Genomic DNA, 24386 nt, shown 5'->3' with positions numbered 1-24386 from the left:
GCGCCTTTTCCCGTTTGCGGATATCACTAGATTAGTCAGCAGCTGCCGGCAGCCAGTCTTGTGCGCCGAGAACCGCGCCACCAGTTGCGGTCAGAACCTGATCGGTGTTTTCCTGGATCGCGGTGTAAGCCGCAATTGCGAGGCCAACAACAGCAGCGGTCAGAACGACCCAGTCAACTGTTACGGCGCCGTCTTCGTCTTTGCTGAAGTTTTTGATGAATTTGATCATTTTGATCTCCATAGTCCTAGTTTGCTTGTGTTGGCCAAGTTCAGGACTGAATGCTGAACGCTCTCAAATCCCTGTCGTCCCTTGTTCGATGAAGAACGACAATCGCGAGATTGGGTTAGCATTTTGACAGCATGGTTGGGTTTTCTGCATGCTTCAAACGTAAGTGAAAACCGTCAATGAATTGAAAACACTCATAAAGAAGAATCGTGAATGTCGTCAGGCTGTCAGTTCTGAAGTCAGAAAGAAAAAGGCGCGCAGAGCGCGCGCCTTTTCCCGTTGATAGATATCAACAGATTAGTCAGCAGCTGCCGGCAGCCAGTCTTGTGCGCCGAGAACCGCGCCACCAGTTGCGGTCAGAACCTGATCGGTGTTTTCCTGGATTGCGCCATAAGCAGCAATTGCGAGGCCAACAACAGCAGCGGTCAGAACGACCCAGTCAACTGTCACGGCACCGTCTTCGTCTTTACGGAAGTTTTTGATGAATTTGATCATTTTGATCTCCATAGTCCTAGTTTGCTCACGTTGGCCAAGCTCAGGACTTTGTGTTGAGCGCTCTCTCATTCGCTCCATCCCGTCTTGGATGAGCACTTATACCCGCCGGATTGGGGCAGCAGTTTGACCGCATTGGTCCGATTTTGCAGCTTGGTGCGAAAGTTAATGAAATCACGTTAAGCTATTGATAAATAACGAAATAAAAAATGAAAAAAAATTAATGTTGTTTGAATTGGTCATTGTGGTGTGGGCTGATCCCAAGGGATTGGTTTCACTTGAGAAACGAAATGGCCTCGACAGCCGGATTGTGTAATACTTTGTTTCAACAATAACGGGCATCGAGCAGGAGCCTGCATATGAAACGCTATTTTGTGCTGGCGCTTGTCGCCATCTGTCTTGGCGCGGGTGGCGCCATGGCAGAACCGCCGCCGTTTCCTGAATTCTCGGCAAAGCGGGTCAAGCCGCCATCTTCGGGGGCGAAGAAACGCATTACTGTCCAGATCGCACCACAAGCGCCGAGCCTGCCAACGGCGGCACCAGCGGCTTCTGCGCCCAAGCCACGTGCACCTGGCGGCGAAACGCTCGCGTGGTTCTGGAACGAGATCTCTCCATCAATCGACGCACAAGGACCCGGCCGGCTTGAACCGGCATTGGTGCGGCTCATGAATCCACCTTCGGGGCAGGGGATCGCCGGCCCTCGTTTGCAGGACCTGCAAGGGATCGCGGAACGACATGGCAAGGATATTCTGCTTCATACCGTGGGCACCCGTGTGTCGCCCGCGTTGGTTTTGGCCGTCATCTCGGTGGAATCAGCAGGACGCGTCGATGCGGAAAGCTCGGTTGGGGCACAAGGGTTGATGCAACTGATGCCCGCAACCGCCGAGCGGTTTGGTGTCGCTGACAGGCTTTCGCCCACGCAGAACATCAAGGGCGGCGTCGCGTTCCTCGATTTCCTCATGGAAAAGTTCGACAACGACGTGATTCTCGCACTGGCAGGGTACAATGCCGGGGAGAACGCTGTTGTTCGTGCGAGCGGTGTGCCCGACTACGCTGAAACCCGCGCTTACGTGCCTAAGGTGCTTCAGGCCTTCCAGACGGCGAAAGGCCTATGCCTCACGCCGCCCCAGCTTGTCACGGATGGATGCGTCTTCCGCGTGGCGTCAAGATAGAACGGCACCGGGGTTCATGATCCCCTTGGGGTCAAGCGCATCCTTGATTGCCCGCATTGCGGCCAGCTTGGCCGGATCACCATAACGCGCCAGATCCGCCTTCTTTGCGCGACCGACGCCATGTTCGGCGCTGAACGTGCCGCCCAGTTCATTGGCGATGTCATGCACCATCCGCTTGATCTGCTTGGTCTCCTCAAGGAACAGGTCGCGGGATTTGCCCGCTGGCGGGAACACGTTGCAATGCAGATTGCCGTCGCCGACATGGCCAAAACAGTTGATCCGGAACTCGCCCACCTGGGCAATGCTTTGCCAGACGCGCGCGATGAACTGTGGGATCTCGCTCAGAGGCACGGAGACATCATGGCTTGATACGGCACCGATTTGCCGATTCGCGATGGGGATCAGTTCGCGAACGGCCCAGAAGTCGTTCCGCTGGGTCTCGGATTGCGCAATCACCGCGTCAGACACGATGCCTTCCGCCTCGGCGGCCATGAACAGGTTTTCCAGCGCCTCTTGTGGGTCCAGCCCTTTGGGCAGGCCGATATCCATCAGGATCATCCACTCCGGGTGACAATCTCCGAACGGTTTACGTACGTCTGGCATGGTTTGCTGGAGGAAGTCCAATCCGTTTCCATGCATCAGTTCGAACGCGCTGATGCTCTCGCCTAATTGCGACTTCGCCAGCGAAAGCAGATCCAGCGCCGCCTCGGCATCGCGGATGACAAAGACGGCGGTCCCGATGCTCGCCGGACGCGGGAAAAGCTTGAGCGAGGCGCCAGTGATCACGCCAAGCGTGCCCTCGGACCCGATCATCAGGTTGCGAAGATCGTACCCGGTGTTGTCTTTGCGCAGGCGCTTCAGGCCGTTCCAGACAGAACCGTCGGGCATCACCACCTCTAGCCCAAGACACAGATCACGTGTGTTGCCATATCGCAGGACATTGACGCCGCCCGCATTGGTGCCCAGCAACCCGCCAATCCGCGCCGATCCTTCCGAGGCCAGCGACAGGGGGAACAAGCGGTCCACCTCTTCCGCCGCCTTCTGGATGTTGGCCAGAATCACGCCGGCATCCGCAATCAGCACGTTTTCCTGCGGGTAGACCGCGCGGATCGTGTTCATCCGCTCCAGCGAGAGGATCAGGGGCATGTCCGGTTCACCCTCAGGCGCGATCTGCCCGGCCACCAGACCGGTGCCCCCGCCATAGGGAACAATCCCGACGCCTGCCTCACCGCAGGCTTTCACCAGCGCCGACACTTCCTCGGTCGAGCGGGGGCGGGCGACAAAGCCGCGCGCGCCCTGATAACGGCCGCGGGGTTCCTCAAGATAGGACTGCTCGGCGCGGGAAAACATATCCGCAGGGAATTGGTGCGACAGGGCATCAATGAAGCCGCTATCGGCAGAGTTGCGTGGCATCAACGGGTCTCCGAATGAGTTAATTCTGGGCGTCGCGAAGCCATTCGGGACGCAGGACTATGACCGTAGGACGGGACGGCAGATCACGCAATGATACTTCGAGGTAAGAACTGTCGCGGCGGTCGATCACGAAGCTGTCCTGCACCTCTTCAAGGAACGCCTCGAGCGCAAAGCCCGAAAACCAGTGCATCGGGATCACGATGCTGGACCGCAAGCGATCCACGATCCGCACCATCATCTCGCGCGGCAGCGTATAGCCGCCATCCACGGGCACCATCACCACATCCAGCCGTCCGATGGCCGCATATTGCTCTTCGTTGGGTTCGTGATGCAGGTGGCCCAAATGGCCGATACAAAGGCCTTCGACCTCGAAGATGAAGATGGAATTGCCATTGTCTTCGCGCCCGCCGAATTGGGAACGGATGTCTGTTGACACGTTGCGCACCAGCATTTCGCCCAGATCGAGGTAATGGTCGATGCCTTCACCAAACGGCCCCCATCCGGGCAGGACATGCGGGATCGCCGGGTCGGGGTTCGCAGTCCAATGGGTGTCATGGGCGTGATTTATGGTGACCACATCCGGGATCAGGGTGGTGTTGCCCAGAAATCCGGTGAAGTCGGTCGCAACGTCGAGCCCGCCTTGGGTCTGCAACAGGAAGGTGGCGTGCGCGACATAGTTGATTCGGACCGAGTATTGCGGAATCGGCGCAGTCCACGAGGCTTTCTGGATATAGGCCGCACCGGGTGTCGCATCGGCGATGGCAAGACAATGGCTGGGACGACGGGCGTCTTGCGCAAAGGCGGCGCTACCCATGATGGTGATGGCGATCGCCATCCAGAGTGGTTTGAAACACATACCGGCACCTCCTGCAGCGAAGATAGCGCAGACGTTGCGGCGGTCTAGAAAAACTGCTGTGAGGGGCAAGCCGCTTCGAAGCGGCTTGGATCAAGCGCGTTCGAACGCGCTTTTCCCGCGGTCTGCAAACCGCGGCTCCAAGACCTTTCGAAAGGTCTTGGCCCTAGCCGACATCGGTGCGTCCCCGCCGATCCAGCCGCAGCGACGCATAAAGAACATGGGTTCGCCAGCGACCGTCGATCTGCAGGTAGCTTTGTGCCACCCCTTCATATTTGAAGCCCGACTTCTCGAGCAGCCCGCGCGAAGCCTTGTTCTCCGGCAGACACGCCGCCTCGATGCGACTGAGGTCCAGACGGTCGAAGGCGTAATGCACCAAGGCGTCTATCGCCTCGCGCATATATCCCTGCCGCGCGAAGGGCTCCCCGATCCAGTACCCCAGCGTCCCGGCCTGCGCCGGACCACGCCGGATATTGTCGAGCGTGATTGCCCCGAGCAGCATGTCATCCTGACGCCGCAGCAGGAAGAGCGGAACCGCCGACCCGTTGCTGATGGCACGATTGGCCCAATAGACGCGATTGGTGAAGGCACGGCGGCTCAGATGGTCCTCGGCCCAGCTGGGTTCCCATTTGGCAAGGAAGCCTTCGCTATCGCGGCGCAGGGCGGTCCAGGGGCTGAAATCGCTGTGCACGGGCGGACGCAGGACCATCCGCTCGGTGTCGAGCCGAAGCTTGCGCCGCAGGCCGAGCATCAGGCCACGCGGCGTTGGGACAGGGTGGTCAGGTCCGGGGCGTCGCCGACCGGTCCATAAAGCGCCATCGCCACCGGGGCTTTTCGGACGAGCTGTTCGCCGAAGGCCCGCACGTCGCCTGTTGTCACGCTGTCGATGCGGGACACCGTGTCTTCGAGCGACGGCACTTCCCCCCAGATCTGGATCATCCGCGCCAGCCGTTCGGTGCGCGACGACGGGCTTTCCAGCCCCATCAGCAACCCGGCTTTCATCTGCGCGCGGGCGCGGGCAACCTCTGCAGGCGACATCTCGTCAGCGGCGCGCTTCATTTCGTCGATTGTGAGGTTGGTCAGGTCCTTGATCTCTTCACCGCTGGTGCCAGCATAGATCGTGGTCATGCCCGTATCGGAATAGGCCCCGGTCTGGGCAAAGATCGTATAGCACAGCCCGCGCTTTTCGCGGATTTCCTGGAACAGGCGGCTCGACATGCCGCCACCCAAGGCCACGGAATAGACCTGTGCGGCATAAAAGTTCGGGTCGCGGTAGCCCGGCGATTCAAAAGCCAGAGCCAGATGGGCCTGCTCCAGATCCTTGACCTTGCGGCTTTCCCCGCCGTGGAACCGTGCGGCATCGGCGATCAGCGCCGGACGGGCGATCATGTCCCCGAACAAGGCTTCGGCCTGCGCGACGATGGCCTCGTGGTCCACTGCACCTGCCGCCGACAGGATCATCTGGTCTGGGCCGTAATGTTCGGACACGAAGGTCGCCAGATCGTCTTTCGAAAACCCCGACACGCGGTCGGTCTCGCCAAGGATCGTGCGCCCGATGGGTTGATCGGGATAGGCCTTTTCCTGCAACCAATCGAAAATGATGTCGTCCGGTGTATCGGCGGCTTGTCCGATTTCCTGCAGGATCACATGGCGTTCGACCTCGATCTCTTTTGGATCGAAGACCGGATTGCGCAGGATGTCCGCTACCACGTCCAAAGCAAGGCCCACATCATTGCGCAGCACGCGCGCATAATAGGCGGTCACCTCGCGCGAGGTGTAGGCGTTGATATACCCGCCCACGTCTTCGATGGCCTCGGCGATCTGCAATGCGGACCGCGTCTCGGTGCCCTTGAATGCCATATGTTCGAGGAAATGCGCGATGCCGTTCTGTTCGGGCCGTTCGTGGCGCCCACCTGCGGTGACCCAGATGCCGATGGCCGCACTTTCCAGACCGGGCATATACTCGGTCACGATGCGGAAGCCGTTGGGAAGTGTGGCGGTCTGGACGGTCAAGAGGCGATCCGATCTTTGATGAGGGTTTCAAGCTGGTCGAGGTCGTTGGGCACGCGTGTCACGCGTTCCTCGCGGTCGAAGAGGTCGGCCATACGCTCGGGCAGGGGCGGTCGGATGCCGCTGGCTTTTTCCACCGCGTCAGGGAATTTCGCTGGATGCGCTGTGGCAAGCGTGATCATCGGCACATTCGGATCGCGCTGGGCTTCGGCCACCTGCACACCGATAGCCGAATGCGGGCAGAGCAGTTCGCCCATATGGGCATGGGCGTGGGCAATCATCGCCAGCGTCTCATCCTCGGACACGCGACCGCTGTCGTAATGTTCGCGCAGCACCTGCATTGCGCCTTGGCTGACATGGAAACCGCCGGCCTTCAGTTCGTCCATCAGTTGTGCCACGGCATTGCCATCACGGTTGTAGGCATCAAACAGCGCACGTTCGAAGTTCGATGACACCTGAATGTCCATCGACGGGCTGATCGACGGGGTCACGCTGTCGGTCACATAGCCACCTGTGGTCAGGCAGCGATGGAGGATGTCGTTTTGGTTCGTCGCGACAATAAGACGGTCAATCGGCAGGCCCATGCGCTTGGCAATATAGCCTGCGAAGATGTCGCCATAGTTGCCCGTGGGCACAGTAAAGCTGACCTTGCGGTCCGGTGCGCCCAAGCTGACAGCGGACGAGAAGTAATACACCACCTGTGCCAGCACACGGCCCCAGTTGATCGAATTCACGCCAGCCAGCTTCACCGCATCGCGGAATTCGAAATGGTTGAACATGTCCTTGAGCCGCGCCTGACAATCGTCAAACGTGCCATCCAGCGCAAGCGCGTGGACATTCGATTCCACCGGTGTGGTCATCTGGCGGCGCTGCACCTCGGACACACGTCCGTGCGGGTAGAGGATGAACACATCCACCGCATCCAGCCCCCGGAACGCCTCGATCGCGGCAGAGCCGGTGTCGCCCGACGTTGCGCCGACGATGGTCACGCGCTTGCCGCTGCGGGACAGTGCCTCCTGGAACATCTGCCCGATGAGCTGCATCGCGAAGTCCTTGAACGCCAGCGTGGGCCCATGGAACAGTTCGAGAAGGAAATGCCCATTGCCCAACTGCACCAGCGGCGCGCGGGCATCGTGGCCAAACCCGGCATAGGCCTTGGCGATCAGGTCAGCGAAGACCTCGTCTGTAAACGCATCGCCCACAAAGGGCCGCATCACGCGGAACGCGATCTCTTCATAGGACAGCCCGTGCATCGCGCGGATGTCATCTGCGGAAAGTGTCGGGATGGTTTCTGGCACATAGAGACCACCGTCGCGGGCAAGCCCGGACAGCATCGTGTCTTCAAATCCAAGCGCCGGAGCTTTGCCGCGCGTTGATATATATTGCATCAGGCTTCAGCCTTCCTTCGTCTGTCGCAAGCGCCATACCAGCGCGATGGTTCCGACCAGCCACACGACGGCGAGCGAGAACCAGGTGATCGCGTATTGCAGGTGATCGTTCGGAATGCCGCTCGTGTCCACTGGCAGGGGCGTCACACCGGGATCGGCGGGCGACATGTTGCGGGCAATCACCAGAAGCGGCTCTGTGTTCAGCACGTCGGACATCGCGTCAATGTCACGGGCGAACCATGTGTTCCCCGTGATGTCATTCTCCGGGGTCGAAGATGTCCGGTCGTCGGGCCAGTGCAGATTACCCGTGATATCTTTTGCGCCACCATCACGCGCGATACTGCGGTTTTCTACGGGAATGAAGCCACGGTCCACGAGAATACGACGGCCATCCTCTGTCACGAACGGGGATATCACCAGGTACCCGGCACCGACGCGTTTCTGCGAGACCAGAACAAATAGCTCTTGCGGTTCAATCGTGCCGGTCAATTGCACCGGTTGATAACGGTCTGCCTTCGGATCGCCGATGGCGGGCAGGGGGGCGGGATCGCCACCGATGCGGCTTTCGATCTGCGAAAGGATGCCTTGCTTCCACTCCAACCGCTGCAATTGCCATGTGCCCAGCCACACAAGGAGCGCCGTGCCGATCAGACCGGTCAACAAAGGCAGGGTGATGCGGGACAAAAGAGGGCTCCTGAGAGTGGCAAAGGCGCGCCGTTCGGGCGCGCCTTGCTTTATCCTTGTTGGTAGGTCCCGTTCAAGCCGGAACGTCCCTGTCTGGTGAGGTTACTGACCCCAGACGTAGATCGCGGCAAACAGGAAGAGCCAGACCACGTCCACGAAGTGCCAGTACCATGCTGCCGCTTCGAATCCGACATGCTTTTGCGGGGTAAAGTGACCGCGGGTCAGACGCATCAGGCAGACGAACAGGAAGATCGTTCCGATGATCACGTGCGCGCCATGGAAGCCGGTCGCCATGAAGAAGTTGGCACCGTAGATGTTGCCGGCAAAGCCGAAGCCCGCGTGGCTGTACTCATAAGCCTGCAACAGCGTGAAGATGAAGCCGAGCGCGATGGCGATGATCAGGCCCCACTTCATGTCTTCGCGGTTGTCTTCGTGCACCAACGCGTGGTGGGCCCATGTGGCAGCCGCCCCCGAGCAGAGCAGGATCAGCGTGTTGATCAGCGGCAGATGCCACGGATCAAACGTTTCGATCCCGACCGGCGGCCAAACGCCGTCGATGGCCGGGCTGTCCGGTCCCATCGGGTAAAGCGCGTGCTTGAAGAAGCTCCAGAACCAAGCCGCGAAGAACATCACTTCGGACATGATGAACAGGATGAAGCCGTATTTCAGGCCGATCCGCACAACCGGAGTGTGGTCACCCACCTGGCTTTCGGCGATGACATCCGACCACCATGCGAACATGGTGTAAAGGACACCGACCAGCCCGATCAGAAACAGCCAGGGGCCACTGTCGTGCATCCACAGCACCGCCCCGAAGAGCATCGCAAACCCGGACACCGCGCCGATGAACGGCCAGACGGAGGGGTTGAGGATGTGATAGTCATGATCTTTTGCGTGCGCCATTTTGGTCCCTCGTGGCTAGGCGTTAGTTCAGAGAACCGCTGTCGGTCCGCTCCGCGTCAAGCATCGCCTGCGTTTCTTCGGGCAGATCGATCTCGTGGAACGTATAGGACAGGGTGATGTGTTTCGCGAATTTCGCGTCGGCGTCGTTCATGATGTCGGGATCGACGAAGAAGCTGACGGGCATTTCGACCCGCTCTCCGGGCATCAGGATCTGCTCTTCAAAGCAGAAACACGCGATCTTCGAGAAATAGAGGCCAGCGCCGTAAGGCGCGACATTGTAGCTTGCAGTGCCCGCAATCGGGCGGTCGGTGGGATTGTAGGCCTCGTAGAAGGCAAGACCCTCTTCTCCCAGACGCAGTTCCACCTCGAGCTGCATCGGTTTGAATTCCCAAGGCATGCCGCGCTCCAGCGACGCATCAAATCGGACCTTGATGGTGCGGTCCACGATCTCCACGCTTCCTGCGTCGGCGACGTTGGGCGTGCCGCCAAAGCCGGTCACCCGGCAGAACCAGTCGTAGAAGGGTACCGAGGCCCATGCCAGTCCGCCCATGAAGACGACGACGGCAAGGCCTTGAAGGGCGGTCTTTTTCTTCGGATCAAGCGGTTTCATTGGCTCACCGATGTTGTTGCCGGGGTCTCATAGTCCCCGCGGGTGACTTTGACGACCGTCAGACCGAACACGATGGCGATCAGCCCGACAAGGACCAGACCGACACCCACGTTGCGGCCGAAACGGCGCTCGTGAAGTTCATGTTGCTTGGACAGGCTCATCCCCAAACCCCAATCTTGTCGAGACCCGCTTCGATCAGGATCGCGCCGAAATGGGCGAAGAGATACAGCAGGGAGAGTTTGAAGAACTTGCGCTCGACAAGGAAGTTGTCTTCCTCGGACATGTCCTCGTCCCGGCGCCAGATCTGGACAGCACCGCGCAGGAACATCGCATTCAGCAGAACGGATGTGACGATGTAGACAGGGCCACCAATCGAGGTGAAACCAGCCGCAACCGCAAGGATCGCCAGCAGAACAGTATACGCCAGAATATGGACACGCGTCGCGCGGCGACCATGGGTCACGGTCAGCATCGGCACGTCGGCATTGTCGTAATCCTTGCGCATGAACAGCGCCAGCGCCCAGAAGTGCGGCGGCGTCCACATGAAGGTCAGGCAGAACATCAGCACGGATTTAACGCTCACGCCGCCGGTGGCCGCAGCCCAGCCGATCATCGGAGGGAACGCTCCTGCAGCGCCGCCAATGACGATGTTCTGCGGGGTCCAGCGCTTGAGCCACATCGTGTAGATCACGACGTAAAAGAAGATGGTGAAGGCCAGAAGACCTGCTGCAACCCAGTTGGTCGCAAGGCCAAGGAACACAACCGAAAAGGCCGAAAGCGCCATGCCGATGGCAAGGGCTTCGTCACCGGTGACCTTGCCCGCAGGGATCGGGCGGCGCTGAGTGCGCTTCATCACAGCGTCGATATCGGCATCCCACCACATGTTCAGAGCACCGGATGCACCGCCGCCAATGGCGATGAACAGGATCGCGCAAAACGCGATGAACGGATGCACCGGGTTCGGCGCGGCCAGCAAGCCGACGAAGGCGGTGAACACGACAAGCGTCATCACGCGCGGCTTCAGGAGCGCGAAATAATCGCTGAACTGCGCCTCGTTCTGGGCGACATGCGACTGGGTGTTGATGCTTGTATCGGTCACGTGTGTCTCAACTGCGTTGGGTCAGTAGGGGCCGGTCGGTGTGGCGCACGCGAGGGCCGCGTGCGCCGGATGGTCTTAGTTGGTCAGAACCGTGCGGACATCGACATAGCCGCCTTCGTTCTTGGACGCTTCGAGCCATGCGTCATAGGTCGCTTGGCTGACCACTTTGACAGTGATCGGCATATAGGCATGGGCAAGGCCGCAGAGTTCGGAACACTGGCCGAAGTAGACGCCTTCCTTCTCGGCTGAGAACCACAGTTCTGCCAGACGGCCAGGAACCGCGTCCTGCTTCACGCCGAAGGCCGGGATGGTCCACGAGTGGATCACGTCGGCGCCGGTCACCTGCATCACGACCGTCTTGCCAACCGGCACGACCACGGCGGTGTCTGTTGCCAGCAGGAAGTCTTCCTTGCGGTAGCCCGCTTCGACCAACTGCGCCTCAACCTCGGGTGTCATGCGGTTGTCGCCACCAGTGAAGGGGGAGCCGATCATGTAGCCGTCATAGGCCAGGTCTTCGCCGATATATTCATAACCCCAGTACCACTGGTAGCCAGTGACCTTGATGGTCAGGTCGCCTTCGGGGATTTCCTGCTGTTTGAAGAGCACCGGGAGCGAAAACGCGCCAATGAACACAAGGATCAGGATCGGACCAACGGTCCATGCGATCTCGATCGGGGTGTTGTGGGTAAAGCTGGAGGGCGTAGGGTTGGCACGGCGGTTGTAGCGCACAACGCAGTACGCCATCAGCGCCGTGACGAAAAGGACGATGGCGGTGATGATGATGAGGATCATCCCGTCCAGCCACTGGAGATCGCGCGCCAGTTCGGTTGCCGCGGGTTGAAAGCCTGTGCCGCGGTCCACCGGAGCGCCGATTGTTTCGAGCGTTTGCTGGGCAAACGCCGGTGCGGCGGCGAAGGTGGTGGCCAGACCCAAGAGCAAAGATTTGAGTTGCATGTCTTACCCTGATCGGTTGCGTGTTCTGTCAAAATGCAAAGGCAGGCGAAGTCCGGCTGATACCGACACAATCCTCCCGTTGTCTTGGGAGCGGTTAAAACCATATTCTGGTCATCAGTTAAAGAAGCTTGCTTGCGGCAAAAACGCGCTTTCTTTGATCTGGATCAAATTCACCCTGGGGGTTTCATGGCCGACACGTCTTTCCAACCATTCGACACGCATCTTGATCAGGACAGGGCTCTGGCGCTGTTAAAAGAGGCTGTGGCGGGTGCGGACGATGGGGAACTTTTCCTCGAACGGCGCCGGTCCGAAGTGCTGGTCTTTGACGATGGTCGTGTGAAAACCGCCAGCTACGATGCGTCCGAGGGATTCGGCTTGCGCGCCGTCCGGGGCGAAGTGGCAGGATATGCCCATTCCACCGACATATCCGAATCGGCGATCAAGCGGGCAGTTGAAACCGCACGGCTGGCCGTGGGCGAGGGGGGTGGCACGCTGGCCGACAAACCTGCGGGCACGAATACCAAGCTTTACACCGATGCGGACCCGATTGCCGGGCACAGCTTTCCGGTCAAAGTGGACACCCTGCGTGAGATTGATGCCTATGCCCGCGGGTTGGACCCGCGCGTGGTGCAAGTCAGTGCAACAATCGCCGCATCCCTGCAGGAAGTGGCAATCCTGCGGCCCGAAGGCACGCTGGTGTCCGACACCCGCCCCATGACTCGCGTGAATGTCAGTGTGATCGTCGAAGAGAACGGGCGCCGCGAATCGGGGACGGCAGGGGGCGGCGGGCGCGTATTGCTGGACGGTTTGCTCGATCCGGCGGACTGGCAGGACAAGGCCCGCGAAGCGCTGCGCATCGCGCTGGTCAATCTTGACGCGGTGCCCGCACCTGCAGGCGTGATGGATATCGTGCTTGGACCGGGCTGGCCCGGTATTCTTTTGCACGAGGCCGTGGGCCACGGGCTTGAAGGCGATTTCAACCGCAAGGGCAGTTCCGCCTTTGCCGGGCTGATGGGGCAGCAGGTTGCGGCAAAAGGCGTGACGGTTCTGGACGACGGGACCATTCCCGACAGCCGTGGGTCGATCACCGTGGATGATGAAGGCACGCCATCTGGCAAGAACGTGCTGATCGACGATGGGGTGCTGGTGGGCTTCATGCAGGACCGCCAGAACGCCCGCCTTATGGGAGTCGCGCCCACAGGCAATGGTCGCCGCGAAAGCTATGCGCATATCCCGATGCCACGCATGACCAATACCTATATGCTGGGAGGCGATGTCGCGCCCGGGGATATCGTTGCCGATCTCAAGGATGGGATCTGGGCGATCGGCTTTGGCGGCGGTCAGGTGGATATCACCAATGGCAAGTTCGTCTTCTCCTGCACCGAGGCCTATCGCGTGAAGGATGGCAAGGTCGGAGCACCTGTCAAAGGGGCAACCCTGATTGGTGATGGCGCAACGGCGCTGCAACAGATTTCGGGCTTTGGGCAATGACATGGCGCTCGATCCCGGCATGGGCAATTGCGGCAAACAGGGTCAATGGGTGCCCGTCGGCGTGGGTCAGCCCACAGTGATGATCGGTGGCTTGACCGTCGGCGGCGCGCAGACCTGAAAAAGAACCAATCTAAATCAAAGCCTTGAGGGGGTGGCGGAGGAATTCTTCTCTGTCACCCTTTTGCGTTCACCACTGGTTAACCAGTGAAAGACTATTCCTGTTCCTGCAAGCGGACGGAGGCAGGATGGCCTTGGAACAGAACTCTTCCACTCACCCCCTACTCCCACCCACCACGGAAGACCAAAGGTTTGACTGGCTCCGTCTCTTGCGCTCGCGTCGGGTGGGGATCAGCACGTTTTACAGGCTGATGCACGATCACGGCAGCGCCGCTGCGGCATTGGCGCGATTGCCCGACATCGCCCGCGCCGCCGGGGTCGAGAACTATCAGATCTGCCCTGAGGGCGTGATCCAGGCGGAACTCAAGGCGGCACGCGCGATGAATGCGACGCTGATCTGTCGGGGTGATCCGGCCTATCCCACAGCTCTGTCTGATCTGGACGATGCCCCACCGATGCTCTGGTCCATCAGTGCCAGCGACGTTCTGACAAAGCCCCAGATCGCGCTGGTCGGGGCGCGCAACGCGTCTTCCCTCGGTGGTCGCATGGCGCGTGCCTTGGCCTCGGGTCTCGGAGAGGCGGGATTTATTGTCACCTCCGGCATGGCGCGTGGGATCGACACAGCGGCGCATCTCGCCGCACTCAAAACCGGAACGATTGCGGTTCTGGGGGGCGGTGTGGATGTGCTTTACCCCTCCGAAAACACCAAACTGGCCGAAGATATCGTGGCGCAGGGTGGGGCGCGGATCAGCGAACAGCCCATGGGTCTGCAACCGCAGGCGCGCCATTTCCCGGCACGCAATCGTATCATTTCGGGCATGGCCCAAGCGGTCATCGTGGTCGAGGCGGCCGCGCGCTCCGGTTCATTGATCACCGCTCGCACCGCTCTCGATCAAGGTCGTGAGGTGATGGCGGTGCCTGGTCATCCGTTCGATGCCCGCGCCAGCGGGTGCAACATGCTGCTGCGCGATGGGGCCCGTCTCGTGCGCAATGTCGATGACGTGATCGAAGTGCTCACCCCGATGACAAAAGCGCCACAGGATGCGCCTCGTGAATTGCCGCTGGAGGAAACTATAGCGCCGCGTTCATTGGCCGAGGTCGCTAGGCTGCACCAAAGCATCCTTGACCGGTTGGGCCCGTCGCCCATCGGCGAAGACCAGCTGATCCGCGATCTCGGTGCGACCTCGAAGATCGTGTCTCCCGCGCTCACGGATCTTGAACTGGATGGCCGCATCAACCGCCAACCCGGTGGCCTGATTTCCCGCATCAGTTGACCCGCAGCCCCAAAAATTCCCGAATTTTTGGGGCCGTCCCACTCGGGAAATGCCGATCGCACAACCAGTGGCTTACGACCCCAAGGACATCCCCCGATACCGGGACAGCGCCAAGCCCGGATTGACAATTCCCGCTTGCGCCCCACCTCTAGCGCCGCCATATGCGGTACACCCAAGATGATCTTGGAACGGTAGGAGAGGTGTTCATTACATGCCAGTTGTCGTTGTCGAATCCCCGGCAAAAGCCAAAACGATCAACAAGTATCTGGGGTCTGACTACACCGTTCTGGCATCGTATGGCCACGTGCGCGACCTGCCACCCAAAGACGGATCGGTCGATACCGAAAACGGGTTCGACATGACGTGGGAAATCGCAGCCGAGTTGCGCAAACACGTCGCCGCCATCGCCGAAGCGCTCAAATCCGACGACGCGCTGATCCTCGCCACCGACCCTGATCGCGAAGGCGAAGCGATCTCGTGGCACCTGAAAGAGGCGCTGACCAAACGCCGGTCGATCAAGGCCAGCACTGACGTCAAACGCGTCACCTTCAACGCCATCACCAAGGCTGCCGTGACCGAAGCCATGGCCAACCCGCGTGATATCGATATTCCGTTGGTGGATGCATACCTGGCGCGCCGCGCGCTCGATTACCTTGTTGGCTTCAACCTGTCGCCGGTGCTCTGGCGCAAACTGCCCGGTGCCCGCAGCGCCGGGCGCGTGCAGTCGGTCTGCCTGCGGCTCATCGTCGAACGCGAGATGGAAATCGAGGCATTCCGTGCCCGTGAATACTGGTCGGTCAAAGCGCTGCTTTCGACCCCGCGCGGTCAGGAATACGAGGCACGGCTGACGGTTCTGGCTGGCAAGAAGCTGGATCGCTACGACCTTGAAAACGAAACTCAGGCTGAGCTGGCAGTTCAGGCGATCACCAGCCGCGATCTGACGGTTCAGTCGGTCGAGGCGAAACCCGCCTCCCGCAATCCGTCCGCACCCTTCATGACCTCCACACTGCAGCAAGAGGCCAGCCGCAAATTCGGCATGGGTGCGCGCCAGTGCATGAACGCGGCGCAACGGCTCTACGAGGCGGGTCACATCACCTATATGCGGACCGACGGCATCGACATGGCACCGGAAGCTGTCGATCAGGCGCGCGCGGCGATCAAGGATCGCTATGGTGCCGAGTATGTCCCCGCACAGGCCCGTATCTACAAGAACAAGGCCAAGAACGCGCAAGAGGCGCATGAATGCATCCGTCCAACAGACATGACCAAGGACGCCGCCAGCCTCAAGATCAGCGAAGCAGATCAGCGCAAGCTCTATGACCTGATCTGGAAACGCACCCTGGCCTGCCAGATGGAATCGGCGCGGCTCGAACGCACCACGGTCGATGTGGGCAGCGCAGACGGTCAGGTCGTGTTGCGCGCCACCGGACAGGTCGTTCTGTTCGATGGCTTCCTGCGAGTCTACGAAGAAGGCCGCGACGATGCCGTGGTCGATGACGAAGACAAGCGCCTGCCGCAGATCATGCAGGGCGAAAAGGCCGAAAAGCGCAGCATCACCCCGGATCAGCACTTTACACAGCCGCCGCCCCGCTACACCGAGGCGACGCTGGTCAAGCGGATGGAAGAGCTTGGGATAGGACGCCCGTCGACCTATGCCAGCATTATCACGACGATCCAGGACCGCGAATATGTCCGCAAGGAACAGAACCGCCTGATCCCCGAGGACAAGGGCCGGATCGTGACGATCTTCCTGCTCAATTTCTTCAAGCGCTACGTGGAATACGATTTCACGGCCGCGCTGGAAAACGAACTGGATGATGTGAGCGCGGGAGAGAAGGACTACAAGGAACTGCTCAAGCGGTTCTGGCGTGACTTTTCGGCAGCCATTTCCGAAACGTCCGATCTGCGCATCACCGAAGTGCTGGATGTTCTGGACAAGGCGCTTGCGCCGCAACTCTACCCGCCCCGCGACGATGGCAGCGATCCGCGCGTTTGCCCGAAATGCGGGCTGGGTCAGTTGCACCTCAAGACGTCGCGCACGGGCGGCTTTGTCGGCTGCGGCAATTATCCTGAATGTACCTATACCCGCCCGATCGCCGGTGAAGGCGCCGAAGGGGACGAGCGTATGCTCGGCGAACATCAGGGCGAAGAGGTCTGGCTGAAATCCGGCCGGTTCGGCCCTTACGTCCAGCAAGGCGAAGCGACGCCGGAAAACAAGAAACCGCCGCGAGCCAGCCTGCCAAAGGCCAAGGGCGATTTCCTGCCCGGCTGGTCGCCCGATGACGTGACCCTGGAAAAGGCGGTGACGCTGCTGACCCTGCCGCGCGTGGTCGGCATGCATCCCGATGGCGGAGAGGTGAAATCCAACCTCGGACGGTTCGGACCGTTCATCATGCACCAGCTGCCTGATGAGACGAAACCGATCTACGTGAACCTCAAGGACTTTCAGGACGTTTTCGAGATCGGCATGAACCGCGCTGTCGAGCTACTGGCTGAGAAACGCACAAATCCCGGCCGCGGCCGCGGATCGGCGGCAAAGCCGCTCAAGGAACTAGGCGAACATCCGCAGGAGGGCGGTCAGATCGCGGTTATGGAAGGCCGCTATGGCCCCTATGTGAAATGGGAAAAGGTCAATGCAACCCTGCCCAAGGATGTCGAACCCGATGCCGTCACCATGGAGATGGCTCTTGCGCTGATCGCGGAGAAATCCTCGAAGACAGGCAGCAAGAAAAAGGCACCGGCAAAGAAACCGGCGGCCAAGAAAAAGGCGGCAGCCAAGAAATCCTGAGACATGTGGGTCGCGTCGTCGTGCGGAGCCAGTGTCGCGTTGAAACACAGCAATTTTGCACATGATGCGCGCAGTTGACACAGGCCGTCGGCTGCCCGGACATCGTTGACTCGGGTGCGCTGACGCGCCAAAACAGCGGTGCGTTGAACAATAGGGGATTTTCGCGATGCAAAAGGTCTATGGATCAGCAACCGAGGCGCTTGCGGGCGTTTTGAAGGACGGCATGCTGATCGCGGCTGGCGGCTTTGGTCTGAGCGGCATTCCCGAATTGTTGCTCAGTGCGATCCGCGACAGCGGTGTCAAGGACCTGACCTTCGCGTCCAACAATGCAGGCGTTGATGATTTTGGCATCGGCATTCTGCTTCAGACCCGTCAGGTGAGGAAGATGATCAGTTCCTATGTCGGCGAGAACGCGGAATTCATGCGCCAGTATCTGTCCGGTGAACTGGAACTGGAATTCAATCCGCAAGGCACGCTGGCAGAACGGATGCGCGCCGGCGGTGCCGGCATTCCCGGATTCTACACCAAGACCGGCGTCGGAACGGTGATCGCGGAAGGCAAGGAACACAAGGAATTCAACGGTCAGACCTATATCCTCGAAGAGGGGATCTTTGCTGACCTGTCGATCGTCAAAGCCTGGAAAGCCGACACCACCGGGAACGCGATTTTCCGCAAGACGGGCCGTAACTTCAACCCGCCTGCTGCGATGTGCGGCAAGGTCTGCATCATGGAAGTCGAAGAAATCGTCCAGCCGGGCGAGCTTGACCCCGATCACATCCATCTGCCGGGTATCTATGTGCATCGCATCATTCAAGGCGAGCATGAAAAGCGCATCGAACAGCGCACAACCCGTCCAAGACCCGCAGCCTAAGACAGGAAACGATACGAAACGCCGTGGAACGATCTGTTGAGAAACCAAAACTGACCTCTGTCCTGGACGACAGCCAGGCTCTGGCTGGCTTTTCCCGGCTGAGCGTCGCAATGGTGATCACCAATCCGAATTCCGACGACAATCCGATCGTTTACATCAACGATGCGTTCGAACGGACCACAGGCTATCAGCGGTCGCGCGTGATTGGCCGCAACTGCCGTTTCTTGCAGGGGCCGGACACCGACCCGAAAGCGGTGCAGATGATCCGCAACGCCATCGAGGCCGGTGAGGATGTCAGCGTCGACATCCTGAATTACCGCGCCACGGGTGAAGCGTTCATGAACCGCTTGTTGATTGCACCGATCAGTGATGGTTTGGGCAAACCGGTCTATTTCCTTGGTATTCAGAAGGAACTGCGCGACGACGAAAAGGACCGTGCGTCCGAAGCGACGCGCCTGCACCTCGACACCGTGTGTTCGCGGGTCGGTCAGGACCTTGGATTGATCGTCAATTCGCTGGTGGACAATGCGGAAGCAGACGGTGCTCTCTCGCCAGAGGCTCGAAAACGCCAATTGCGGATGTTGGACGTGCTGCCGCGACGGCTGGAATGCCTGCAATTCGTCTATGAAGAGATGAAGCTCGCTGATGAGCAATGGAACCGCGACGGGATCGACCTTGGGTCGCTGTTGTCCCGCATTTCGCACACCATCGCCCATAACGAAGGCCGCCCCGGCGTGCGCTTTGTGTCTCTGGTCGAACCGTTGGAGGTGAACCTCGACGCCGCGATTCGCATGGCGCTGATCACCTTCGAACTTGTGTCGAACGCGTTTCAACACGCCTTTGACGGTTTGGATCAGGGCTATCTGGAATTGCGCGTCAACCGCCTTGCTGCTGGCGGGTTGCGCATGACCATCTCGGATGACGGGGTGGGCATCCCGCGCAAGATGTCCTTTCCGTCAATCAATTCCGTCGGTGGGCGACTGGTGTCCTCCCTGCTGGAAGGATTGGATGGCACGCTCAATGTCGTGCGCGGCGCGGCAGGTACAGTGATCATGATCGACGTCCCCGTCGGTTTCACGGATTTCAAGGGATAAGGCCGCAGCACGCGGCGTTCACGGCAAACAAAGGAAAGACCACTATGGCATGGGATCGCAACCAGATGGCTGCTCGCGCGGCGCAGGAATTGCAGGACGGCATGTATGTCAATCTGGGCATCGGCATCCCGACGCTCGTGTCGAACTACATCCCCGAGGGCATGACAGTGACGCTTCAGTCCGAGAACGGAATGCTGGGCATGGGCCCGTTTCCCTATGAGGGTGAGGAAGACCCTGACCTGATCAACGCGGGCAAGCAGACGATCACCGAACTGCCCCATACCAGCTATTTCGACAGCGCCACCTCTTTCGGCATGATCCGCGGCGGCAAGATCGCCATGGCGATCCTGGGCGCGATGGAAGTGGACGAAAAAGGCGATCTGGCGAACTGGATGATCCCGGGCAAGCTTGTGAAGGGCATGGGCGGCGCGATGGACCTCGTTGCAGGTGTTGGCCGTGTCGTGGTGGTGATGGATCACACCAACAAACACGGCGACAGCAAGGTGCTCAAGGAATGCACTCTGCCGCTGACCGGTGCTGGCGTGGTGGACCGGATCATCACCAATCTGGGTGTGTTTGACGTGGTCGAGGGCGGTCTGAAAATCGTCGAAACCGCGGATGGCGTGACCGAGGATGAACTGCGGGCCGCAACCGAGGCCACCATCGTCTGAGGCAGGACCGAATTTTCAAAAATTCGGGCGCAATCCTTCGAAGGATTGCGCCCTTTTTCGTCAAAGGCAGCGCTGGTTTTGACCGGCGGCCTTGGGGGTTTCACCCCCAAACCCCCAGCATATTTGGAAAAAGAAGAAGCAGGGGTGGTTCAGAGCCCCTCGAAGGCGCAGAGTGCGTGTACGTCCATGCCCATCGCCTCAAGCTTTTTGCGGCCGCCAAGATCAGGCAGGTCGATGATGAAGGCGCAGCCGATCACCTCGCCGCCCAGCCGTTCGATCAGTTTCAGCCCGGCCTCTGCCGTGCCGCCCGTGGCCAGCAGATCATCGACCAGCAGGATCTTTTCGCCCGGTTGGATGGCGTCGTCGTGGATCTCGACCACCGCCTCGCCATATTCAAGCGTGTATTCTTCCGAGATCACGGCTCCCGGCAGCTTGCCCTTTTTGCGCACTGGCACGAATCCTACGGATAATTGGTGCGCAATCGCGCCACCGAGGATGAAGCCGCGTGCTTCCAGCCCCACCACCTTGTCGAAGCGGACCCCGGCATAAGGGTGAAGCAACTGGTCGATGGCCATGCGGAACCCACGCGCATCGGCGAAAAGCGTGGTGACATCGCGGAACATGATCCCTTCATGCGGGAAGTCGACGATGGTGCGGATGTAGTCTTTGACGGTTTTCGTGGTCTTGGTCATGTCAGTCTCAGTTTGTGCGACGGGCAAGGGCGGTCAGCGCCCCCATGGCGATCAGGGTGGCCCCTCCGGCACGGGTCAGCCAGCCGATGACGCTCTCGCGCCCGATCCAGCCGCGCAGACGGTCGGCGGCCAGAGCATAGGCGAAGGCGTTTAATGCGGCCAGCGTGACGAAGGTGGTGATGAGGATGGCGAATTGCGGCAGGAGCGGGGCGCTGGGCGTGATGAACTGTGGCACAAAGGCGATGAAGAAGGCGATGGATTTCGGGTTCAACGCTGTGACGAAGGCGGCATGGGCGAAGACCGAGCGCGCCTCGACGGTCTGTGCAGTGATTGGAAGGGCGGCGCTGGGCGCAGAGCGCAGTAGTTTGATACCCAGCCAGACGAGGTAGATGGCGCCGACCCATTTCAGCACGGTGAAAAGCGTGGCCGAGGCCAGCACCAGCGCACCCAGACCGGCGAGCGAGAGGCTCATGGCGATGAAATCACCCAAGGCGACGCCGCTGGCCGAGGCGATGGCGACGCGCTTGCCCTGGCTGAGGGCGTATGACAGCACCAGCAGAACGGTCGGTCCGGGGATCAGCAGAAGGGCGGTGGAGGCGGCGACGAAGGTCAGCCAGAGGTCTATGCTCATATCGGGTCAGCCTTGGATCATGTGCGCCCAGAAAGCACGCGGCCTGCAACCGCGTCCAGCTTTTTGATCATCTCCGCGTCGCGGGCTTCGGGCGCGGTGATCAGCGCGTGTTCCAGCGCCGTGTCGCAGCCTTGGGGGCAGGGCGGGCGATCGGTGCCCAACAGTGCTGGCAGCGCTTTGATCATCCGTCGCGCGGCGTCAGCGTTGCCGGTCAGAACGCGGATGATGTCTGTCACCTCGACCGCGTCATGGCCGGGGTGCCAGCAATCGTAATCGGTGACCATCGCCACGCTGGCATAGCACAGCTCTGCCTCCCGGGCGAGTTTCGCCTCGGGCATGTTGGTCATGCCGATCACCGAACAGCCCCATTGATCACGGTAGAGGTTGGACTCCGCCAGAGTGGAGAATTGCGGGCCTTCCATCGCAAGATAGGTGCCGCCTTTATGTACCGTGACGCCGGCTTGACGCGCGGCCTCGGCACAGGTCTTGCCGAGGCTCCCGCAGACCGGGTGGGCCACCGACACATGCGCCACGCAGCCGGTGCCGAAGAAGCTTTTGGCGCGGGCAAAGGTGCGGTCGATGAACTGGTCTACGATGACGAAATCGCCCGGCGCCATCTCTTCACGGAACGACCCGCAGGCGCTGACGCTGATCACGTCCGTCACCCCAAGCCGTTTGAGCGCGTCGATATTGGCGCGGTAGGGCACGTCCGACGGGCTGTGCACATGGCCGCGCCCGTGACGGGGCAGGAACACGATGTCCAGCCCATCCAGAGTGCCGCAATAGAGCTGGTCCGACGGCGCGCCCCAAGGGGTGTCCACGGTGTGCCATGCGGCGTCTTGCAGCCCGTCCACGGCGTAAAGCCCCGATCCGCCGATCACACCCAGTTTGCGGCTTGCCATATGCGCCTCCGATCCGGTTCAGCGCAGTCTTGCAGCACGGACCGCCTGCATCAAGCGGGGTCAGCCTTGACGCGGCAAAAAGGCTTCGACCGCGGCGGTTGCGATCACCAGCGTGGCGCCACTATCGGGGTTGGTGACGTTCAGCCCGCCTTCGACCGCTGTTACCGTGGCGCGACCACGGGGCAGGCCTTTTGCGAGTTCCGTGCAATCCACCTTGTCGGGTTCCGCCACGCCCACCGTCACCTGAACGCGCATCTGGTCGTGCGGCAGGCCGGTGGCGTCGAACAGCGGGATGGAGGAATGGCGGATCGCGTCCTCGATCGCGCGGGCGGCGGCCTTGGTGTAGTCCATGCCGTATTGATCATTGCCCATGCCCATTTCGATGATGAAGCGCTGGTCGCTCATGCCACGCCCTCCAGATCGAGTGCCACCGAGATGGCGACATTGGCGATCACTGTCGGCTTACCGCCATCGCTGCGCGGCACATCGAGGCCGCCTTTACGTGCAATTACAGTGACTTGGCCATAAGGGAAGATCGCTGCGATTGTATCGGTGTCGAGCGCGTCGGGGTTTTGGACGCCGACCTCGACAGTGATCCGCATGTCGGATTTGTCTTTGCCGTAAAGCTCCGCGAGGTTGATCGAATTGTGCCAGAGTGCGTCACGCACAGCGCGGGACGCGGCTTCTGTGTAATCCTGTCGGCGCAGGGACGAGCCCATGCCGAATTCGGTCAGCAGACGTTTGACGGGCATATCGAGTTAACCTTTTGCTAAAGGACCGGATCGGACCCAATGTTTCGCGCGCGAAACAATAGGGTGCAAGACGTGACCTATTCTCCCGGGCGCTTCAGGCTGAACTTTTCGCGGATCACCGAATAGTCGCGGTAGCCCATGCGGGTGAGCGGGTTGAAGCTGAGCACATCGAATTCACCGTCCACGACGCAGTCGTCGCGCATGTGAATGCCTGTGACCTCGCCGAAGACCGCGAAATTGGCCTCTCCGGGCAGTTTGACGATCTGGGTCAGCTTGCATTCCAGCGTGGCGGGCGCACCCGCCACGCGGGGGCAATTGATCGTGTCGCACTCGGCCTTGTCGATGCCCGCATGGGCGAATTCGTCCACGTCGCGATCCCATGCGCCAGAGGTCAGGTTCATCGCGTCGCGCATGGCGTATTCGACGATGTTGACGGCGAACACGCCCGTCTCGCGAAGCTGCGCCACGCTGTCCTTTGTGTCGCCGCGATCTTCCTTGGCAGAGGTGGAGGCGAACATCACCTGCGGCGGGACGTAGGCCACGGCGTTGAAGAACGAATAGGGCGCAAGATTGTCCTGCCCGTCGCTGCCTCGGGTCGAGATCCAGCCGATGGGGCGGGGGGTCACGATGGCGTTGAACGGGTTGTGCGGCAGACCGTGGCCGTCTTCGGGGCGATAGAACATCTGGGCAAGCTCCCTGTTTGCCGATTGTTTCCCTGCGTGATAGGCGGTTTCGCAGCGGAATGCACGGGGGTGTGCAGCACGTCAACGAAGAGCGGTTCTATGTTCACCCTGAGACCGGAAACCAAAGACGACTGGTGGGAGGTCGAAGCCCTCTACGACCTGTGTTTCGCACCGGGTCGCGAGGCGCTTTCGTCGTACCGTCTTCGGGACGACATCCCGCCTGTGGCCAGCCTGAGTCGGGTGGCGCGGGACGATCAGGGGATGCTGGGCGGTGCGATCCGTTATTGGCCGGTGCGGGTGGCGGGGCAGAGGGTTCTGTTGCTTGGCCCGGTTGCCGTACACCCTACGGCACAGGGCGAAGGGTTGGGCGGTGCGCTGATCCGGGACAGTCTTTCACAGGCGCAGGCCGAGGGCTGGGCGCGGGTGTTGCTGGTGGGGGATGCGCCCTATTACCAGCGGTTTGGCTTCTGGAAGATCGACGGGGTCGAGATGCCGCCACCGACCAACCCCGACCGCGTTCTGGCGCTGGAACTGGAGCCGGGTGCCTGGGACGGTGTGACGGGTATCGTGCAGCGCGACGCTTGAACCGTACGGAAAACGTCCCCACTTGTACGGT

General features: G+C 60.5%; 26 protein-coding genes and 1 pseudogene. 8 read left to right on the top strand and 19 right to left on the bottom strand.

The genetic code is table 11. The annotated features are described in order from the left end of the window. Window positions 1-31 precede the first annotated feature (31 nt). Together ACMVPR_RS11135 and ACMVPR_RS11130 are read right to left on the bottom strand one after the other, a co-directional pair. Window positions 32-229, bottom strand: coding sequence for a Flp family type IVb pilin (locus ACMVPR_RS11135; protein ID WP_416882938.1), 198 nt, complete (start codon window positions 227-229; stop codon window positions 32-34). Between the two features lie 294 nt (window positions 230-523). Next, complete coding sequence (locus ACMVPR_RS11130) at window positions 524-721, bottom strand: Flp family type IVb pilin (protein WP_300587274.1); 198 nt, start codon at window positions 719-721, stop codon at window positions 524-526. A gap of 356 nt (window positions 722-1077) precedes the next feature. Here ACMVPR_RS11130 and ACMVPR_RS11125 point away from each other — a divergent pair, with 356 nt between their 5' ends. Further along, window positions 1078-1890: a lytic transglycosylase domain-containing protein gene (locus ACMVPR_RS11125; protein WP_416882937.1), complete on the top strand. Its 813-nt coding sequence runs from the start codon at window positions 1078-1080 to the stop codon at window positions 1888-1890. Here ACMVPR_RS11125 and ACMVPR_RS11120 read toward each other — a convergent pair. The 11 genes from ACMVPR_RS11120 to coxB all read right to left on the bottom strand — a co-directional run bounded on the left by ACMVPR_RS11120 (window position 1882) and on the right by coxB (window position 11804). Then, complete coding sequence (locus ACMVPR_RS11120) at window positions 1882-3303, bottom strand: FAD-binding oxidoreductase (protein WP_416882936.1); 1422 nt, start codon at window positions 3301-3303, stop codon at window positions 1882-1884. The genes ACMVPR_RS11125 and ACMVPR_RS11120 overlap by 9 nt on opposite strands. 19 nt (window positions 3304-3322) lie before the next feature. Next, window positions 3323-4159 (bottom strand): MBL fold metallo-hydrolase, encoded by an 837-nt coding sequence (locus ACMVPR_RS11115; RefSeq protein ID WP_416882935.1) that lies wholly within the window; start codon window positions 4157-4159, stop codon window positions 3323-3325. A gap of 163 nt (window positions 4160-4322) precedes the next feature. Then, window positions 4323-4907, bottom strand: coding sequence for a GNAT family N-acetyltransferase (locus tag ACMVPR_RS11110; protein WP_300587280.1), 585 nt, complete (start codon window positions 4905-4907; stop codon window positions 4323-4325). Continuing rightward, the gene (locus ACMVPR_RS11105) at window positions 4907-6169 is read right to left on the bottom strand and encodes a M16 family metallopeptidase (RefSeq protein WP_416882934.1); all 1263 of its coding nucleotides are present in this window, start codon (window positions 6167-6169) and stop codon (window positions 4907-4909) included. The genes ACMVPR_RS11110 and ACMVPR_RS11105 overlap by 1 nt, the downstream gene beginning before the upstream one ends. Continuing rightward, the gene (gene thrC, locus ACMVPR_RS11100) at window positions 6166-7554 is read right to left on the bottom strand and encodes a threonine synthase (protein ID WP_416882933.1); all 1389 of its coding nucleotides are present in this window, start codon (window positions 7552-7554) and stop codon (window positions 6166-6168) included. The genes ACMVPR_RS11105 and thrC overlap by 4 nt, the downstream gene beginning before the upstream one ends. Before the next feature lie 6 nt (window positions 7555-7560). After that, on the bottom strand, window positions 7561-8238 hold the full coding sequence (locus ACMVPR_RS11095; RefSeq protein WP_416882932.1) for an SURF1 family protein: 678 nt from the start codon (window positions 8236-8238) through the stop codon (window positions 7561-7563). A 102-nt stretch (window positions 8239-8340) separates the two neighbouring features. Continuing rightward, complete coding sequence (locus ACMVPR_RS11090; protein WP_292269752.1) at window positions 8341-9141, bottom strand: cytochrome c oxidase subunit 3; 801 nt, start codon at window positions 9139-9141, stop codon at window positions 8341-8343. A gap of 22 nt (window positions 9142-9163) precedes the next feature. After that, the gene (locus ACMVPR_RS11085) at window positions 9164-9751 is read right to left on the bottom strand and encodes a cytochrome c oxidase assembly protein (RefSeq protein WP_292269749.1); all 588 of its coding nucleotides are present in this window, start codon (window positions 9749-9751) and stop codon (window positions 9164-9166) included. After that, entirely contained in the window at window positions 9748-9912 is a 165-nt protein-coding gene (locus tag ACMVPR_RS11080) for a hypothetical protein (RefSeq protein ID WP_300587289.1), read from the bottom strand. Before ACMVPR_RS11080 ends, ACMVPR_RS11085 begins: the two co-directional genes overlap by 4 nt. Then, window positions 9909-10850, bottom strand: coding sequence for a heme o synthase (gene cyoE / locus ACMVPR_RS11075; protein WP_416882931.1), 942 nt, complete (start codon window positions 10848-10850; stop codon window positions 9909-9911). The genes ACMVPR_RS11080 and cyoE overlap by 4 nt, the downstream gene beginning before the upstream one ends. Window positions 10851-10925: 75 nt before the next feature. Further along, entirely contained in the window at window positions 10926-11804 is an 879-nt protein-coding gene (coxB, locus tag ACMVPR_RS11070; RefSeq protein ID WP_300587293.1) for a cytochrome c oxidase subunit II, read from the bottom strand. A gap of 186 nt (window positions 11805-11990) precedes the next feature. Between coxB and tldD the strand changes: the two are divergent. The 6 genes and pseudogenes from tldD to ACMVPR_RS11040 all read left to right on the top strand — a co-directional run bounded on the left by tldD (window position 11991) and on the right by ACMVPR_RS11040 (window position 20110). After that, a pseudogene (tldD, locus tag ACMVPR_RS11065) lies at window positions 11991-13413 on the top strand (metalloprotease TldD). 127 nt (window positions 13414-13540) lie between these two features. After that, window positions 13541-14686 (top strand): DNA-processing protein DprA, encoded by a 1146-nt coding sequence (dprA, locus tag ACMVPR_RS11060; RefSeq protein WP_416882930.1) that lies wholly within the window; start codon window positions 13541-13543, stop codon window positions 14684-14686. 211 nt (window positions 14687-14897) lie between these two features. After that, window positions 14898-17474: a type I DNA topoisomerase gene (gene topA / locus ACMVPR_RS11055; protein ID WP_416882929.1), complete on the top strand. Its 2577-nt coding sequence runs from the start codon at window positions 14898-14900 to the stop codon at window positions 17472-17474. A 166-nt stretch (window positions 17475-17640) separates the two neighbouring features. Continuing rightward, on the top strand, window positions 17641-18345 hold the full coding sequence (locus ACMVPR_RS11050) for a CoA transferase subunit A (RefSeq protein WP_416882928.1): 705 nt from the start codon (window positions 17641-17643) through the stop codon (window positions 18343-18345). A gap of 23 nt (window positions 18346-18368) precedes the next feature. Then, the gene (locus ACMVPR_RS11045) at window positions 18369-19439 is read left to right on the top strand and encodes a PAS domain-containing protein (RefSeq protein WP_416882927.1); all 1071 of its coding nucleotides are present in this window, start codon (window positions 18369-18371) and stop codon (window positions 19437-19439) included. Window positions 19440-19483: 44 nt separating this feature from the next. Next, complete coding sequence (locus tag ACMVPR_RS11040) at window positions 19484-20110, top strand: CoA transferase subunit B (RefSeq protein ID WP_416882926.1); 627 nt, start codon at window positions 19484-19486, stop codon at window positions 20108-20110. A gap of 149 nt (window positions 20111-20259) precedes the next feature. Here ACMVPR_RS11040 and ACMVPR_RS11035 read toward each other — a convergent pair whose 3' ends face one another. From ACMVPR_RS11035 to ACMVPR_RS11010, 6 genes are all read right to left on the bottom strand, one after another. Next, window positions 20260-20802 (bottom strand): adenine phosphoribosyltransferase, encoded by a 543-nt coding sequence (locus ACMVPR_RS11035; protein WP_292309346.1) that lies wholly within the window; start codon window positions 20800-20802, stop codon window positions 20260-20262. 7 nt (window positions 20803-20809) lie between these two features. Beyond that, complete coding sequence (locus ACMVPR_RS11030) at window positions 20810-21433, bottom strand: LysE family translocator (protein ID WP_416882925.1); 624 nt, start codon at window positions 21431-21433, stop codon at window positions 20810-20812. A gap of 17 nt (window positions 21434-21450) precedes the next feature. Beyond that, a complete protein-coding gene (locus tag ACMVPR_RS11025) occupies window positions 21451-22335 on the bottom strand; it encodes an S-methyl-5'-thioadenosine phosphorylase (RefSeq protein ID WP_416882924.1) in 885 nt (294 codons plus the stop codon). Between the two features lie 60 nt (window positions 22336-22395). Continuing rightward, entirely contained in the window at window positions 22396-22740 is a 345-nt protein-coding gene (locus ACMVPR_RS11020) for a Lin0512 family protein (protein ID WP_416882923.1), read from the bottom strand. Further along, window positions 22737-23087, bottom strand: coding sequence for a Lin0512 family protein (locus ACMVPR_RS11015; protein ID WP_416882922.1), 351 nt, complete (start codon window positions 23085-23087; stop codon window positions 22737-22739). The genes ACMVPR_RS11020 and ACMVPR_RS11015 overlap by 4 nt, the downstream gene beginning before the upstream one ends. A gap of 77 nt (window positions 23088-23164) precedes the next feature. Then, complete coding sequence (locus tag ACMVPR_RS11010; protein ID WP_416882921.1) at window positions 23165-23770, bottom strand: flavin reductase family protein; 606 nt, start codon at window positions 23768-23770, stop codon at window positions 23165-23167. Between the two features lie 99 nt (window positions 23771-23869). Between ACMVPR_RS11010 and ACMVPR_RS11005 the strand changes: the two genes are divergently transcribed. Beyond that, complete coding sequence (locus tag ACMVPR_RS11005; protein WP_416882920.1) at window positions 23870-24355, top strand: GNAT family N-acetyltransferase; 486 nt, start codon at window positions 23870-23872, stop codon at window positions 24353-24355. The last annotated feature ends 31 nt before the right edge of the window (window positions 24356-24386 follow it).

The organism is Marivita sp. (assembly GCF_048006345.1).
Lineage (GTDB): Bacteria > Pseudomonadota > Alphaproteobacteria > Rhodobacterales > Rhodobacteraceae > Marivita.
This window is presented reverse-complemented; position numbering and strand designations above follow the sequence as displayed.

Excerpts from the sequence above, each read along its gene's own strand:
- ACMVPR_RS11120 (WP_416882936.1), bottom strand. The coding sequence starts at position 3,303 with ATGCCACGCAACTCTGCCGATAGCGGCTTCATTGATGCCCTGTCGCAC.
- ACMVPR_RS11085 (WP_292269749.1), bottom strand. The coding sequence starts at position 9,751 with ATGAAACCGCTTGATCCGAAGAAAAAGACCGCCCTTCAAGGCCTTGCC.
- ACMVPR_RS11135 (WP_416882938.1), bottom strand. The coding sequence starts at position 229 with ATGATCAAATTCATCAAAAACTTCAGCAAAGACGAAGACGGCGCCGTA.
- ACMVPR_RS11130 (WP_300587274.1), bottom strand. The coding sequence starts at position 721 with ATGATCAAATTCATCAAAAACTTCCGTAAAGACGAAGACGGTGCCGTG.
- ACMVPR_RS11025 (WP_416882924.1), bottom strand. The coding sequence starts at position 22,335 with ATGGCAAGCCGCAAACTGGGTGTGATCGGCGGATCGGGGCTTTACGCC.
- topA (WP_416882929.1), top strand. The coding sequence starts at position 14,898 with ATGCCAGTTGTCGTTGTCGAATCCCCGGCAAAAGCCAAAACGATCAAC.
- ACMVPR_RS11080 (WP_300587289.1), bottom strand. The coding sequence starts at position 9,912 with ATGAGCCTGTCCAAGCAACATGAACTTCACGAGCGCCGTTTCGGCCGC.
- ACMVPR_RS11090 (WP_292269752.1), bottom strand. The coding sequence starts at position 9,141 with ATGGCGCACGCAAAAGATCATGACTATCACATCCTCAACCCCTCCGTC.
- ACMVPR_RS11110 (WP_300587280.1), bottom strand. The coding sequence starts at position 4,907 with ATGCTCGGCCTGCGGCGCAAGCTTCGGCTCGACACCGAGCGGATGGTC.
- ACMVPR_RS11115 (WP_416882935.1), bottom strand. The coding sequence starts at position 4,159 with ATGTGTTTCAAACCACTCTGGATGGCGATCGCCATCACCATCATGGGT.
- ACMVPR_RS11040 (WP_416882926.1), top strand. The coding sequence starts at position 19,484 with ATGGCATGGGATCGCAACCAGATGGCTGCTCGCGCGGCGCAGGAATTG.
- ACMVPR_RS11005 (WP_416882920.1), top strand. The coding sequence starts at position 23,870 with ATGTTCACCCTGAGACCGGAAACCAAAGACGACTGGTGGGAGGTCGAA.
- coxB (WP_300587293.1), bottom strand. The coding sequence starts at position 11,804 with ATGCAACTCAAATCTTTGCTCTTGGGTCTGGCCACCACCTTCGCCGCC.
- thrC (WP_416882933.1), bottom strand. The coding sequence starts at position 7,554 with ATGCAATATATATCAACGCGCGGCAAAGCTCCGGCGCTTGGATTTGAA.
- ACMVPR_RS11035 (WP_292309346.1), bottom strand. The coding sequence starts at position 20,802 with ATGACCAAGACCACGAAAACCGTCAAAGACTACATCCGCACCATCGTC.
- ACMVPR_RS11010 (WP_416882921.1), bottom strand. The coding sequence starts at position 23,770 with ATGTTCTATCGCCCCGAAGACGGCCACGGTCTGCCGCACAACCCGTTC.
- ACMVPR_RS11125 (WP_416882937.1), top strand. The coding sequence starts at position 1,078 with ATGAAACGCTATTTTGTGCTGGCGCTTGTCGCCATCTGTCTTGGCGCG.
- ACMVPR_RS11020 (WP_416882923.1), bottom strand. The coding sequence starts at position 22,740 with ATGAGCGACCAGCGCTTCATCATCGAAATGGGCATGGGCAATGATCAA.
- ACMVPR_RS11050 (WP_416882928.1), top strand. The coding sequence starts at position 17,641 with ATGCAAAAGGTCTATGGATCAGCAACCGAGGCGCTTGCGGGCGTTTTG.
- ACMVPR_RS11030 (WP_416882925.1), bottom strand. The coding sequence starts at position 21,433 with ATGAGCATAGACCTCTGGCTGACCTTCGTCGCCGCCTCCACCGCCCTT.
- dprA (WP_416882930.1), top strand. The coding sequence starts at position 13,541 with ATGGCCTTGGAACAGAACTCTTCCACTCACCCCCTACTCCCACCCACC.
- ACMVPR_RS11015 (WP_416882922.1), bottom strand. The coding sequence starts at position 23,087 with ATGCCCGTCAAACGTCTGCTGACCGAATTCGGCATGGGCTCGTCCCTG.